Origin of the sequence: Citrobacter sp. R56, from assembly GCF_016811995.1 — a bacterium.
In the GTDB taxonomy this organism is placed as follows: Bacteria; Pseudomonadota; Gammaproteobacteria; order Enterobacterales; family Enterobacteriaceae; genus Citrobacter_D; species Citrobacter_D enshiensis.
On record NZ_CP069159.1, the window covers coordinates 647,078 to 661,116 of the forward strand.

Sequence of the window (14,039 nt, forward strand, 5' to 3'; positions counted from 1 at the left end):
GTTTGCGCCGTAGGCCGGGTAAGGCGAAGCCGCCACCCGGCACAACGTATTACTCAACGAAAATATGTGGGTAGAAACGGGAAAGATCCTGAGTGATCAATGCTCTGTCTTCGCGAATGCCGATCCCGGCAGGTTGATCGTTAATCAACCAACTGCCGATCAACATGTAGCTGTCGCCAAATTTCGGCAACTGATAAAACTGTTGCACGATCATACCTTCTTCGCCGTACGGGCCTTCCGCCGCTTCGATCGTTTTACCGTTCTCAATGATCGAGACGTTGGCGCCTTCACGCGAGAAGATGGGCTTCACGACGAATTTTTCCATCTGCGGATGGTCATCTTCGGCGAAATACGCAGGCAGCAGGTTCGGATGGTTCGGGAACATTTCCCACAGCAACGGTAACAGTGCTTTGTTGGAGATGATACTTTTCCACGCCGGTTCCAGCCAGCGCACGCCAGCATCTTCCAGTTTGGTGGAGAACATCTCGCGCAGCATAAACTCCCACGGATAGAGCTTGAACAGGTTGGCAATAACCTGATCCTGTAAGTCCGTGAACTGACCTTTTTCACCGAGACCGATATCTTCGATGTGGAGGAATTCAGTGGCGATTTCGGCTTCAGCCGCACAATCCTGCAGGTATTGAATCGTACCGCGATCTTCAACCGTATCGCGGCAGCAGGTTAGATGCAGCAGTTGAAAACCGTACTGCTCACGAAGCTCTGCAAAACGCTCGATCAGCTTCTCTTGCAGGCTATTAAACTGATCGCTACCTTCCGGTAAGTTACCTGCATTGAGCTGGTCTTCCAGCCAGATCCACTGGAAAAATGCCGCTTCATACAGCGAGGTCGGTGTATCGGCGTTGTTCTCCAGCAGTTTGGGTTCACCGGTGCCGTCCCACGCCAGATCAAGGCGGGAATAGAGCGAAGGCTGACTCGTCTGCCATGACTGGCGAACAAATCCCCAGGTATGCTTCGGAATACGAAACTTCGTCATGAGCTCATCGCTGGCGATGACCTTCTCAACCACCTTGAGGCACATCTGGTGCAGTTCCGCGGTGACCTCTTCCAGTTTCTCAACCTGGGCGAGCGTCAGCTTGTAATACGCATCCTCACACCAGTAGGGCTCGCCGTACATGGTGTGAAAATTAAAACCGTATTCTGTGGCTTTGTCGCGCCAGTCCGGACGCTCAGTAATACTGACTCTTTCCATGAGTATCAGCCACCCATCGAGCGAGTTGTGGTGCCGCTGGCGCTACGCTGCATCGTGCTTTGCTTCGCAACAGATTCACCAAAACCACCGCGCGTCACGGTTGATGTGGTTGCCGGTTTAGGCGCCATCGCCGTCTTCGGTACGGTCATGGTGCGGCCTGGCTGTGCGGCACCGTAGTTCTTGCCGCCGGCATCGGTGTATTTACCGTAAGCAGGGCTGGCCGGGTTTTTCGAGCTAAACAGCGGTTGCTGCGCAAAGCCTGCGCCACCGCCCATCATGCGGCCCATCATGTAACCGGCCATCAACGGCATCCAGAAGCTGCCGCTGGATTGTTGCGCCTGTGCCTGATTCTCTGGTGCCACTCCTGCCTGGGCAGGCGTTTGCTGACACTGGCCTTCGCCAAATTCGGCGATGCAATCTTCACGCGTGGCATATTTTGGCGCGGTACGTTCTGCTTCTTTCACGGCATTGTTGAATGCCGTTGTACATTCCGCGCTTTTACCTGGGTTAGCTGCAGAACAGTCGTCCGCATTTTGATAAAGCGAAACCGTTTCATCGGTTTGTTCACAGCCTGCCAGCATAAAGACAGCAGTGACCGCCAGTGCGACCGGCGTTAAATGGCGAGCGCTCCAGCTTTTGCGGAACGAGGCGTGATGTATGGATTTTGTCCGTTTCATTTTCGTCTTCCAGGACCCAGTAGTGAATATGGCAAATAATGCTCAGGATAGAGGATGGCTGGTCGAAAATGAAGCGAGAAGAGGCGAGAATGCGGGGAAATCGCGGGATCTTTACGTTGTCTTACGTTCGACCAGCAAATTAGCGCCAGCTGGCGCTGCGCTTCCCGGACCTACGCGTTTGTAGGCCCGGTAAGCAGAGCGCCATCGGCAATTTCATCAGTTACGGAATGGGTTGTTGCCGTTGCTGCTGGTCGGTTGTACTGACGCAGGCTGCGTTTCCGGGGCAGCGTTGTCGGCTGGATAACCGTCAGCGCTGGCGTCCTGCTGTGCATTTTCCGGCGCCACGATATCTGGCGTAGTGGAAATCGGTTTGCCCAGCGTGTTGTTCAGAGCAACCAGGTCCTGTTCGTTCAGCGTACCGAGTGCAGCTTTGATGTTCAGCTGATTAATCAGGTAGTTATAGCGAGCGCTGGAAAGCTGTTGCTTCGCGTTGTACAGCGTAGTGGTGGCATCCAACACATCCACGATGGTACGCGTACCGACGGAATAACCGGCTTCCATGGCATCCAATGAACTTTGTGCAGAGATAACGGCTTGTTTATACGCGTTAATGCTGCTGATAGACGCATTGATGTTGTTGAAGGAGGAACGCACGGTCTGCACGACGCTGCGGTGTGCGCTTTCCAGTTGTTCACTCGCGCCAACAAAGTTGTACTGCGCTTGTTTCACCTGAGAATTAACCTGTCCGCCCTGATACAACGGCAAAGAGAAGCTCAGGCCAATTTTGTTCTGGCCCTGGTTGTTGTCGTCATACTGAGACGTGTTGGTTTTCGACCCGCTATACGAGGTATCGGAGATCCCTGTTGATGCGTTTAAATCCAGCGTTGGCAAGTGACCGTCCTGCGCCAGACGGATTTGCTCACGCGCCAGATCCTGGGTCAGGCGGGCTTGCAACAGCGCCAGGTTACGGTTTTCTGCTTCTTTCAGCAGTGCATTCACGGCCTGCGGTTTGTTGGTTTTAAAACCATCAACATTCAGGGATGCCAGTTCCGGGTAGTAATTGCCGGTGACCTGGCGCAACGTTTCAACTGCATTATCGAGGTTGTTACGTGCGGTCACTTCGTCCGCTAACACGGTATCGTATTGTGAACGGGCGTTCTGAACGTCAGTGATCGCAACCAGACCCACGTTAAAACGTTGAGTGGTTTGATCCAACTGACGATAAATCGCCTGTTTCTGCGCTTCGGTAAAGGAGAGCGCGTCAATGGCGCTCAGCACATTGAAGTAGGCTGTTGCGGTGTTCAGGATCAGCGTTTGCTGGTCTGTCTGAAAGGTGACGTCCTGAATACCGGCAGATTTTTCCTGCAATGTCAGCGCGCGCCATTTCGACATATCGAACAGGGTCTGAGTCAATTGCAAAGTGGCGCTGGTCGCGTTGGAGTCGATACCATTAGAGTCACGGTAACCGTTGCTATAGGTGTAATCGGCACCTAAACCCAGTTGCGGCAGTAAAGGACTACGCGCTTCGTTAATTTTTTCGAATGCAGCATCGCGATCGGCGGCGGATTTACGCAATTCCGGGTTGCTCAGGCGTGCTTGCTGATAAACTTGCATCAGGTTCTCTGCCTGGCTCAAAGTGCTGAACCCCGACAGGCTCAGGCCGATAAGGATGGGGAGCAATTTCTTCATTTGCATTCCTTGTTGTGAAGCAGTATTTAGCGCTGATCAAATTGTAAAATAATTGATGATTCTAGCAGAATCCGCCACTGCGAAAAGTTGGCGTTATGTGCCATACGGCGTTAATTTGCACCAATTTATCACAAGCCAGGTGAAACAGTATTCAAACGGCCTTGAAATTCACATTCTAATCACTATTGGTAACCAGGACAGAACAATGAATAAACAAGACAGCTCGCCGATGACTTTCTCCAAAAACGATGTAGAAATTATTGCACGAGAAACGCTTTATCGCGGTTTTTTTTCATTGGACCTTTATCGCTTTCGCCATCGTTTATTCAATGGAGAAATGAGTGGTGAGGTTCAGCGTGAAATTTTTGAGCGCGGGCACGCCGCAGTCTTGCTACCCTTTGACCCTGAGCGTGACGAAGTTGTGCTGGTGGAACAGATCCGTATCGCGGCGTATGACACGAGTGAGAGCCCGTGGTTGCTGGAGATGGTCGCCGGGATGATCGAAGAGGGCGAAACCGCAGAAGATGTCGCCCGCCGCGAGGCGATGGAAGAGGCTGGTCTTGACGTCAAACGGACGAAGACGGTGATGAGTTATCTGGCAAGCCCTGGCGGCACCAGTGAGCGCCTGTCAATTTTAGTGGGCGAAGTGGACGCCACGACCGCAAGCGGGATTCACGGTCTGGCGGATGAAAACGAAGATATTCGTGTTCATGTGGTAAGTCGGGAGCAGGCGTACCAGTGGGTGGAAGAGGGGAAAATCGACAACGCGGCGTCTGTCATCGCTTTGCAATGGCTGCAACTGCACTATCAAGAGTTAATAAACGAGTGGAAAAAATGAAGCGTTACACACCTGACTTTCCTGAGATGATGCGCCTGTGCGAAACCAACTTTTCGCAATTGCGCCGCCTGTTGCCGCGTAATGACGCACCCGGCGAAACAGTGAGCTATCAGGTGGCAAACGCACAATATCGGTTAACGATTGTGGAATCGACCCGATACACTACCCTGGTGGCGATTGAGCAGACCGCGCCTGCCATCACCTACTGGAGCCTGCCGTCGCTGACGGTGCGCCTGTATCATGATGCGATGGTGGCTGAAGTGTGTTCAAGTCAGCAGATCTTTCGCTTCAAAGCGCGGTATGATTATCCAAATAAAAAGTTGCATCAACGCGACGAAAAGCATCAAATTAATCAGTTTTTAGCTGATTGGTTAAGGTACTGTTTAGCACATGGAGCGATGGCGATTCCGGTTTACTAGCGTCGTGAAACCTAAGGACACCATTTGGAAAGCCTGTTAACCCTTCCTTTGGCTGGTGAGGCCAGAGTCAGGATTTTACAAATTACAGACACTCACCTGTTTGCCGCAAAGCACGAAACACTACTGGGCGTGAATACCTGGGAAAGCTACCAGGCCGTACTGGATGCGATCCATGCGCAGCAGATCGCGTTCGATCTGATCGTGGCAACGGGCGATTTGGCTCAGGATCAAAGTTCTGCGGCCTATCAGCATTTTGCTGAAGGCATCGCAAGCTTTCGTGCGCCTTGCGTTTGGTTGCCTGGCAACCACGATTTTCAACCCGCGATGTACAGCGCGTTACAGGATGCGGGGATCTCCCCGGCCAAACGCGTCTGGATTGGCGAACAGTGGCAAATTTTGTTGCTGGACAGTCAGGTTTTTGGCGTTCCCCACGGCGAGTTAAGTGAGTTCCAGCTTGAATGGCTGGAGCGTAAACTTGCCGATGCGCCGGAGCGAAATACGCTGTTGCTTCTGCATCACCACCCGCTGCCTGCGGGATGTAGCTGGCTTGACCAGCACAGTCTGCGCAACGCCGCGGAACTGGACAACATACTGGTGAACTATCCTCGCGTTAAGTATTTGTTGTGCGGGCATATTCATCAGGAGCAGGATCTGGACTGGAACGGCCGTCGTCTGATGGCGACCCCGTCGACATGCGTTCAGTTTAAGCCGCATTGCGCGAATTTCACGCTGGACACGATTGGTCCGGGCTGGCGTACGCTGGAGTTATTTGCCGACGGTACGCTGAAAACGGAAGTCTGTCGTCTGCAGGGGACACAGTTCCGACCTGATACCGCTTCAGAAGGCTACTGATGTCTACGCTTCTTTATCTCCACGGATTTAATAGTTCTCCCCGCTCGGCAAAGGCTTGCCTGCTCAAAGGCTGGCTGGCGGAGCACCATCCTCATGTTGAGATGGTGGTGCCGCAATTACCGCCGTATCCTGCCGATGCGGCAGAGCTTCTGGAATCGATTGTGCTTGAACATGGCGGAGAATCGCTGGGCATCGTCGGTTCCTCGCTTGGCGGATATTACGCCACCTGGTTATCGCAATGTTTCATGTTGCCAGCCGTGGTGGTGAACCCCGCAGTAAAACCCTTTGAACTGCTGGTCGACTACCTGGGTCAGAACGAGAACCCCTACACGGGGCAGCAATATGTGCTAGAGTCACGCCATATTTACGATCTTAAAGTCATGCAGATTGACCCGCTCGAAGCACCGGATTTGATTTGGCTGCTGCAACAAACGGGGGATGAAGTGTTGGACTACCGCCAGGCGGTGGCGAATTACGCCTCCTGCCGTCAGACAGTGATTGAGGGCGGAAACCACGCATTCACAGGCTTCGAAGATTATTTCAACCCGATTGTCGATTTCCTTGGACTGCACAGTTTTTGACGATCAACTCGAATTGCTAATTTAAACCATGACGCAAACTTATAACGCTGATGCCATTGAGGTACTCACTGGGCTTGAGCCGGTTCGCCGCCGCCCGGGGATGTACACAGATACCACACGCCCTAACCATATGGGTCAGGAAGTTATTGATAACAGTGTGGATGAAGCGCTTGCCGGGCACGCGAAACGTGTCGAGGTAATCCTTCATGCCGATCAGTCACTGGAAGTTATTGATGACGGTCGCGGCATGCCCGTCGACATCCATCCGGAAGAGGGCGTTCCGGCCATTGAGCTGATCCTTTGTCGGTTGCACGCAGGCGGTAAATTTTCTAATAAAAACTACCAGTTCTCCGGCGGCTTGCACGGCGTGGGAATTTCCGTGGTAAACGCCCTGTCAAAGCGTGTTGAAGTTGCCGTTCGCCGCGACGGCCAGATCCACAGTATCGCCTTTGAGCACGGTGAAAAGGTCGAGGATTTGCACGTTTCCGGCACCTGCGGTAAACGCAACACCGGGACCAGCGTCCACTTCTGGCCTGATGAAAGCTTTTTCGACAGCCCGCGTTTTTCCGTGTCTCGTTTAACGCATGTGTTGAAAGCTAAAGCGGTTCTGTGTCCGGGTGTTGAAATCACCTTTAAAGATGACGTTAACAATACCGAACAGCGCTGGTGTTATCAGGATGGTCTGAATGACTATCTGGCCGAAGCCGTTAACGGCCTGCCCACGCTTCCTGAAAAACCGTTTATCGGCAATTTTGAAGGTGAAACGGAAGCCATCGACTGGGCGCTGCTATGGCTGCCGGAAGGCGGCGAGTTGCTGACCGAAAGCTACGTTAACCTGATACCGACCATGCAGGGCGGTACCCACGTCAACGGCTTACGCCAGGGGCTGCTGGATGCCATGCGCGAATTCTGTGAATACCGCAATATTTTACCGCGCGGCGTGAAGCTGTCTGCGGAGGATATCTGGGATCGCTGCGCATACGTGCTCTCCGTGAAGATGCAGGACCCGCAATTTGCCGGTCAGACCAAAGAGCGTCTCTCTTCGCGTCAGTGCGCGGCCTTTGTTTCTGGCGTGGTGAAAGATGCCTTTAGCCTGTGGCTGAACCAGAACGTGCAGGCAGCGGAACTGCTGGCGGAAATGGCGATTTCCAGCGCTCAGCGCCGTTTGCGCGCCGCGAAGAAAGTGGTGCGTAAAAAACTGACCAGTGGTCCGGCGCTGCCGGGGAAACTGGCGGACTGTACCGCGCAGGATCTTAACCGTACCGAACTGTTTCTGGTGGAAGGGGACTCGGCGGGCGGTTCCGCAAAACAGGCGCGCGATCGTGAGTATCAGGCGATCATGCCGCTGAAAGGTAAGATCCTTAACACCTGGGAAGTCTCCTCTGATGAGGTTCTCGCTTCGCAGGAGGTTCATGATATTTCCGTGGCGATCGGTATTGATCCCGATAGCGATGATTTAAGCCAACTGCGTTACGGCAAGATCTGTATCCTCGCGGATGCGGACTCCGATGGTTTGCACATTGCCACCTTGCTGTGTGCGCTGTTTGTGAAACACTTCCGTACGCTGGTGAAGCATGGACACGTCTACGTTGCGCTGCCGCCGTTATACCGTATCGATCTTGGCAAAGAGGTCTATTACGCACTGACGGAAGAAGAAAAAGCCGGTGTTCTGGAGCAACTGAAGCGCAAGAAAGGCAAGCCGAACGTGCAGCGCTTTAAAGGTCTGGGCGAAATGAACCCGATGCAGTTGCGCGAAACCACGCTGGATCCGAACACCCGTCGTCTGGTGCAGCTCATCATTGATGACGAAGACGATCAGCGTACTAACGCGATGATGGATATGCTGCTGGCTAAGAAGCGTTCTGAAGACCGCCGCAACTGGCTGCAAGAGAAAGGCGACCTGGCAGATCTCGAAGGGTAATTTTCGCGAAGGTGTATGGTTACTGAAAGCGGGGGGAAGACGATTCCCCCCGTTTTTTTACTGAGCAATCAGGAAAAACAGCCCGGTCAACGCGGCGCTCATCAGATTCGACAGCGTACCGGCGAGGATCACCTTAACCCCCATTTTGGCGATAAAGCTTTTTTGTGCAGGTACAATTCCGCCCAGCACGCCGATTAGCGCCGCAGGGGCAGAGAGATTAGCGAACCCCGCCAGCGCCATAATGACAATAATTTGTGAATAGTCGGACAGGCTGGCTTTCAGCGGGATAAAGCTGGTGTACGCGACAAACTCATTGAGCACCAGCTTCTGCCCAAGCAGATTACCCACCTGCAGGATCTCAGACGAAGGCACGCCCAGTAGCCAGGCGACAGGAGCGAACAGGTAGCTGAAGATCAGCTGCAGGGTGACGTTCTCCATGCCAAACAGGCCGAACGCCCAGCCAAGCAGCCCGTTAACCATGGCGATCAGCGCAATCAACGCCAGCAGCATCGCCCCTACATTGACCGCCAGCTTCAGTCCCTGGCTGGCCCCATTGGTGGCCGCTTCGACGATGTTAATCGGTTTTTCTTCTCCGGTAGCCATTGCGCCGGAAACGTCGGCAATATTCTCTGCTTCGGTCTCCGGGTAGAGGATCTTCGCCATCAGCAGCCCGCCAGGGGCGGACATAAACGACGCGGCCACCAGGTAGCGAATTTCAATTCCCATACTGGCGTAACCGACCAGCACCGATCCGGCAATCGACGCCACGCCGCCGCACATCAGGGCGAACAGCTCAGAGCGGGTCATTTTCGGCGCATACGGTCGCATCAGCACAAACACATCCGTGTTACCGGCAAAAATATTGGCTGTTGCCGCCATCGACTCCGCCGGGCTGGTTTTCAGCAGCTTATGGATACCGGTGCCGATTAGGCGGATCACCCACTGCATAATGCCCAGGTAGTAGAGCACCGAGAACAGCGCTGACATAAAGATAATGATCGGCAGGACATGGAAGGCGAACAGAAAGCCCATTTTAAAGCGGCCCAGATCGCCAAACAGAAAATTGATCCCCTCGGAAGAGTAGGTGAGCACGCCAGACAGGCTGTTAGAAATCGCCAGCAGGATTTTTTCCCCGGCCGGGACATACAAAATAAACGCAGCCAGCCCGGCCTGAATGGCGAACGCACCGCCCACGGTTCGCAGATTAATCGCTCGTCGGTTGGTGGAAAAGAGCAGTGCGATTGTCAGCAGCACCACGATACCAAGACACAGAATGAGAATTTGCATCATCGCTCCTTGTCCGCGTCGATAATCTTGCGAAACAGATCTTTAAACAGATTGTCCCGCTCAATGAACTTCACCACCCGAATCAGATGACGGCGGTTGTCGAAGCTCCAGTTCAGGTTGTCATTAATCAGCGGCGCGGGCTGGTACTGGCAGGTGTACCAGCCTGTGTTCAGCACGAACCCGACGGTGGTGATGTCCCAGATAACCTTACGGGACGCGAAGCCAATCCACGGGCAGCGCGGGGCTATCTCCGCAAAATAGCGGCCAATCCGGCTAGTGTTGGCAAAATAAAACTGCATTTCCGGAACGGAGGTCGCCATGCAGTTCGCCACGCCGAAGCAGGGGACTTGCGTCAGCGCCACACCGCTGTCAAACAGCACGCGGCTGGCGGCGATATCCTGCATCAAATTGAATTCCTGATTATCCTTCCAGTCGTGACTATTGCCGCCGAGCCAAATCAGATGAATTTTTTCAATAATATCGGGGGCGAGCAGCAGCGCATTGGCAATATTGGTCGGCGCGCCGATGCTCAGAACCTGAAGCGTCTGCGTTGCCGAACGGGCACGGGAAATCAAATCCGCTACTGCGGGTGAACATTCCGGCATATCGCTGCCGGTCAGATAGCGCGTTGCGCCTTTGAAAATTTCAGGCAGAGCCTGACACGCCGGGAGCTTTTCAAAGACCCGGTGGATCTCTTCAAAGCTAAGCGTCATGCCCGTGGCGGGATCGTTGACGTCAGTGTGTGAATTGCCCTCGCCAAAAAAATGGTTAGTAAACGGGGCGGCGTAAACGGCCTGCAGATCGATGCGTTCCGGGTGAAGGTAAGCCCAGGCGATAGCAATCTGATCGTCGATTTCATTATAAGTATCGCTATCGATGACGACCGGGACGCGTCCACCCTCCGGAATTGACATCAGCGATATTCTTTTTTCCAGCGTTAACGCTGGCCATTGTGCGGTTAACATAGCAATTCATTCCATGGGTTAGAAATCATAAGCCAGGCGATAGATCAGAATATCTCCGTATCCGTCGGCGCCGAGTTTGTTATAGAAATAGCGGTACATAAAAGTGGTGGAGATATGATTGGTAATTTTCCACGTCAGATTAAGTCCGCCATTGAGACCTTCGCTGCCGTAGTTATTTGCAGAGTAGTCGTCATTACGATCCAGCTCAATTTCATTCCAGTTAGAGAATAAAAAATCCTGGTTAAATAGCTGGAAAGCATACCCGGCATTCCAGCCGATGGTAAAACCGTTGAGACCGTTAATATCATAAGCAGGGCCAAAGTTATTATGTGCAGTAATATATTGCCTGGCGATCCACGGTTTAAACCACCATCCATCACCTTTCAAATTTGTATAACCAAGACCTATAAATTGGTTCGTTTCTTTAAAGTCGGGACTTTGCGAGTTATAGACCTTGGTGAAAATGCTGGCTCCTGTGTCCCATAAATAGGTATGAATCTCGCCATTGGCCGTTTGCCCCTGGCTCCCTTCTTCCTCTAATATGTTTTCAAAATCGTAAAAGCCATACATTTCCCCCCAATCAAAACCTATGCCACCTTCAATGCCGATCAATGCTTGTTCATATTCTAAATCTTTAACGCCAGCATCCCATGACTGATAATCAAAATGAATATTTCCCCAGCCATATTTTTGTTCTGCTATGGCTGGTAGAGAAATTAATGCAATAATGAGTGCTGAAATTATTTTTTTCATTCTTTATATTCCTTATACCGGGATGGTTAGGCGGAATGAGAGTTTGTGAGTGAATTAAGGCGTTTGATAACCACGTTATGTTCCGGCATATTGGATGCCCCCTGACGTTCAACGGCCAGAGAGGCAAAAGCGCCGGCATAAATCAGTGCGCTGGTGATGTTTGCTCCGCTGGCTAACTGTGCTGCCAGAGCGCCATTAAAAGCATCACCAGCACCTGCGGTATCGATATTCACCGCCGGAAAGGCTGGAAATGAGCGATGTTGTAGGCCGTCAAAGAGCCAGCAACCTCTATTCCCTAATGTGATGATGACAAGTTGCGGTCCCGTGTGATGAATTGCTTCTGCGGCGCGGCGAATGTCATCTTCTGTACGAACAGGCGAACCAACAATTGATTCAGCCTCTGTCAAATTTGGCGTGACAATGGTTGCCCATGACAACAGGTTCCGCGCACTTTCACGCCATGGCGCTGGGTTCAGGATCGTAGTGATACCGCATGTATGAGCAAATTTGAGCGCCATTGCGGTAGCATCAGGGTTGTTTTCCATCTGGGTGAGAAAAACATCAGATTTACCGATAGCGTCATAACAAGTCATTACCTCGTCGGTGCTGAGCGTCTGGTTTGCGCCGGGATTAATCACAATTGCATTATCTCCCGCATCTTCAGAAATCATGACGACAGCGCTGCCGGTTGGAATGGAGGGATGGCTAAACAGCGTGAGTGATTCAAGCCCTACGTTGTCCAGGAATTGTTGTGCTTTTGCCGCAAATTCATCTTCACCCACTTTTGCAGCAAAATGTGTATGTGCTCCGGCCATGCAAGCTGCGACGGCCTGGTTGCTCCCTTTTCCACCAGGAAGGCAGCAAGAACTTAGTGCACGTATGGTTTCTCCAGAATCCGGGAAATGTTGTAAGCGATAGACTAAATCGGTATTGAATGATCCCAAAATAAATACACGTCCATTTTTTTTGGTACTGGCTTGCTTAAAACTAAACATGTTAATATCCATATTGGTATGTAAATAAAGTTTATTTTCTTCATACGGAAACGCATCGTTAATACTGCAAAGCACAGCGCCGCCATATTGAGGTTGTATCAACCCTGTGTGTTTCAAATCCTGAATGTCACGACGAATTGTTCTTTCGGCTACGCATAATGTTTTTGCTAGCGTCGTAACTTTTACACTTTTATTTTTTTTGATTTCCGAAAGGATAAAGTCTTGACGCAGTTGCCTATAGCGATGGGCCATTGTTTAAATCCTCGTTAGAAACAGTAGATGCAACGCTTAATAATAAATAATTTGTGGGTTTTTATTTTTAATATCCAGAGTAAATTCCGTTATCTGAATTAATAATTACATGCCTGGCTGTGGCTGATTATATATAATTTCTAAAGCATTTTGGCACGCGAGATTTTTTCCAGGATCTCAGAGGCAATGTCTGTAATTACACCTGTGCGTTAATTCGTATTTAAATGATACAGATAAAAGTTAAGAATTGAATGCGGCTTAAATCACATAAAAAACGTACAACTGGACATAATGTCCGATTGAATCATCGGTAGCGGTATTTATGCTATAGAAATATTTTATTCGTGAATTAAATATGGATGTTTATTCTGCTGGGTTATGCGAACTATCCTGCCGGAAAGTTTTTCAGGATATATTTGATGACAGATTTGGTATGTCAGTTGCGAGGGGACTTCAGTGTGGCTGCTTTAAGCGATAGTTCATGTTGCCTGATGGTACTGCACTCATTGCGCATACCATCAGGAGTTGGCCGGATTCGGCTTTACGCCGTCATCCGGCATTAAGACACACTTAAAGACCTGATTCCAGAATACGAATATTCGTTTCCAGCACTTCGCCTTTAACGGCTTCGCTCCAGGCTTTCATGTGTGGGGTCTGCAGATGCGCTTCAAGATGCGCCACGCTTTCCCACAGTTCGATCATCACGATTGAATCAGGGGCTGTTGCCTGGAAGCTCACACCCGCGGCGTGATCGACCATCGGCGCATAGCCGTGGCAACCCTCTTCTTTCAATACGGTGGGGACGATTTTAGCGAACTGTTCCAGTACCGCCTGGCGGTGGTGTTGACCTGGACGCGTACGGATTTCAGCAATGACTGTAAGCATGGTTAACTCCTTCTATACCCGGCATACTTCAAGCTGCAGCTGCGTTGGCTGCAACTCGAATTACTGGGGTCTAATTTTGAATGACCAGTTAACCAAAAATCTCGCTCAGATGCTTGCGATATTCTGCGATATAACGTGGGACGTCCGGCATTTTAATCACGTCGTTGACGATAAAGGTCGGCAGCGGATCCATCCCCAGGAACTGGTTAGCTTTATGGAAAGGCAGGTATGCGCCATCCACGCCCACGCCTTCAAAGAATTGATCTTTCTCGGTGAAGGCTTCCATCGGCGCGTTCCAGGTCAGTGAAAGCATATATTTTTTGCCCTGAATAAGACCGCCTGAACCGTACTTCTTCGAGGCGTCTGAACGGGTGCGTCCATCACTGGCGTACAGGATGCCATGACCTTCAGTGAAGACGTCATCAATGTATTTTTTAACCGTCCACGGCGCGCCCATCCACCAGCCTGGCATCTGCCAGATTATTGTATCGGCCCAGACGAAGTTCTGAATTTCGGTGTTGATGTCGTAATCACTTTCGGCACGGACGACTTTAACATCATGCCCGAGGTCGCGCAGGAGGCCATCCGCGACCTCGGTCAGGGTGTCATTCAACTGACCATTGGAATGGGCGAATTTTTTCGCGCCGTTGATAATCAGAATGTTGCTCATTATTTGTCCTCACAGGAATGCGTTTGAAGGCGATTTTACGCTGAT

The 14,039-nt window shown here is 51.4% G+C and carries 15 protein-coding genes; 6 read left to right on the top strand and 9 right to left on the bottom strand.

From position 1 onward, the window contains the following. Window positions 1–49 precede the first annotated feature (49 nt). Complete coding sequence (locus JM656_RS03100; protein WP_203359957.1) at window positions 50–1,210, bottom strand: glutathionylspermidine synthase family protein; 1,161 nt, start codon at window positions 1,208–1,210, stop codon at window positions 50–52. Window positions 1,211–1,215: 5 nt separating this feature from the next. Continuing rightward, the gene (locus JM656_RS03105; RefSeq protein WP_203359958.1) at window positions 1,216–1,887 is read right to left on the bottom strand and encodes a DUF1190 family protein; all 672 of its coding nucleotides are present in this window, start codon (window positions 1,885–1,887) and stop codon (window positions 1,216–1,218) included. 28 nt (window positions 1,888–1,915) lie between these two features. Between JM656_RS03105 and JM656_RS22215 the strand changes: the two genes are divergently transcribed. Then, window positions 1,916–2,071, top strand: a complete 156-nt coding sequence (locus JM656_RS22215; RefSeq protein ID WP_238929187.1) for a hypothetical protein — start codon at window positions 1,916–1,918, stop codon at window positions 2,069–2,071. 32 nt (window positions 2,072–2,103) lie between these two features. Here JM656_RS22215 and tolC read toward each other — a convergent pair whose 3' ends face one another. Then, entirely contained in the window at window positions 2,104–3,576 is a 1,473-nt protein-coding gene (gene tolC / locus JM656_RS03110; protein WP_203359959.1) for an outer membrane channel protein TolC, read from the bottom strand. 205 nt (window positions 3,577–3,781) lie between these two features. On the opposite strand from tolC, the gene nudF reads away from it, so the two are divergent. The 5 genes from nudF to parE are packed head-to-tail and all read left to right on the top strand — an operon-like array spanning window position 3,782 to window position 8,187. Further along, entirely contained in the window at window positions 3,782–4,414 is a 633-nt protein-coding gene (gene nudF, locus JM656_RS03115) for an ADP-ribose diphosphatase (protein ID WP_203359960.1), read from the top strand. Further along, window positions 4,411–4,833, top strand: a complete 423-nt coding sequence (locus JM656_RS03120) for a DUF1249 family protein (protein ID WP_012135164.1) — start codon at window positions 4,411–4,413, stop codon at window positions 4,831–4,833. The genes nudF and JM656_RS03120 overlap by 4 nt, the downstream gene beginning before the upstream one ends. Before the next feature lie 24 nt (window positions 4,834–4,857). Then, window positions 4,858–5,685, top strand: coding sequence for a 3',5'-cyclic-AMP phosphodiesterase (gene cpdA, locus JM656_RS03125; protein WP_203359961.1), 828 nt, complete (start codon window positions 4,858–4,860; stop codon window positions 5,683–5,685). After that, the gene (yqiA, locus tag JM656_RS03130; RefSeq protein ID WP_192613506.1) at window positions 5,685–6,266 is read left to right on the top strand and encodes an esterase YqiA; all 582 of its coding nucleotides are present in this window, start codon (window positions 5,685–5,687) and stop codon (window positions 6,264–6,266) included. The genes cpdA and yqiA overlap by 1 nt, the downstream gene beginning before the upstream one ends. A gap of 28 nt (window positions 6,267–6,294) precedes the next feature. After that, window positions 6,295–8,187, top strand: coding sequence for a DNA topoisomerase IV subunit B (parE, locus tag JM656_RS03135; RefSeq protein WP_203359962.1), 1,893 nt, complete (start codon window positions 6,295–6,297; stop codon window positions 8,185–8,187). A gap of 57 nt (window positions 8,188–8,244) precedes the next feature. On the opposite strand, the gene JM656_RS03140 is transcribed toward parE, so the two are convergent. The 6 genes from JM656_RS03140 to JM656_RS03165 all read right to left on the bottom strand — a co-directional run bounded on the left by JM656_RS03140 (window position 8,245) and on the right by JM656_RS03165 (window position 13,994). Next, window positions 8,245–9,474, bottom strand: a complete 1,230-nt coding sequence (locus JM656_RS03140) for a NupC/NupG family nucleoside CNT transporter (RefSeq protein ID WP_203361207.1) — start codon at window positions 9,472–9,474, stop codon at window positions 8,245–8,247. Next, window positions 9,474–10,439: a nucleoside hydrolase gene (locus tag JM656_RS03145; protein WP_203359963.1), complete on the bottom strand. Its 966-nt coding sequence runs from the start codon at window positions 10,437–10,439 to the stop codon at window positions 9,474–9,476. Before JM656_RS03145 ends, JM656_RS03140 begins: the two co-directional genes overlap by 1 nt. An 18-nt stretch (window positions 10,440–10,457) precedes the next feature. Next, window positions 10,458–11,192 (bottom strand): outer membrane protein OmpK, encoded by a 735-nt coding sequence (locus JM656_RS03150; RefSeq protein WP_203359964.1) that lies wholly within the window; start codon window positions 11,190–11,192, stop codon window positions 10,458–10,460. 26 nt (window positions 11,193–11,218) lie between these two features. Then, a complete protein-coding gene (locus JM656_RS03155) occupies window positions 11,219–12,439 on the bottom strand; it encodes a PfkB family carbohydrate kinase (RefSeq protein WP_203359965.1) in 1,221 nt (406 codons plus the stop codon). 570 nt (window positions 12,440–13,009) lie between these two features. Continuing rightward, window positions 13,010–13,324, bottom strand: coding sequence for a putative quinol monooxygenase (locus JM656_RS03160; RefSeq protein ID WP_203359966.1), 315 nt, complete (start codon window positions 13,322–13,324; stop codon window positions 13,010–13,012). A gap of 88 nt (window positions 13,325–13,412) precedes the next feature. Next, a complete protein-coding gene (locus JM656_RS03165) occupies window positions 13,413–13,994 on the bottom strand; it encodes an NAD(P)H-dependent oxidoreductase (RefSeq protein ID WP_203359967.1) in 582 nt (193 codons plus the stop codon). Window positions 13,995–14,039 lie beyond the last annotated feature (45 nt).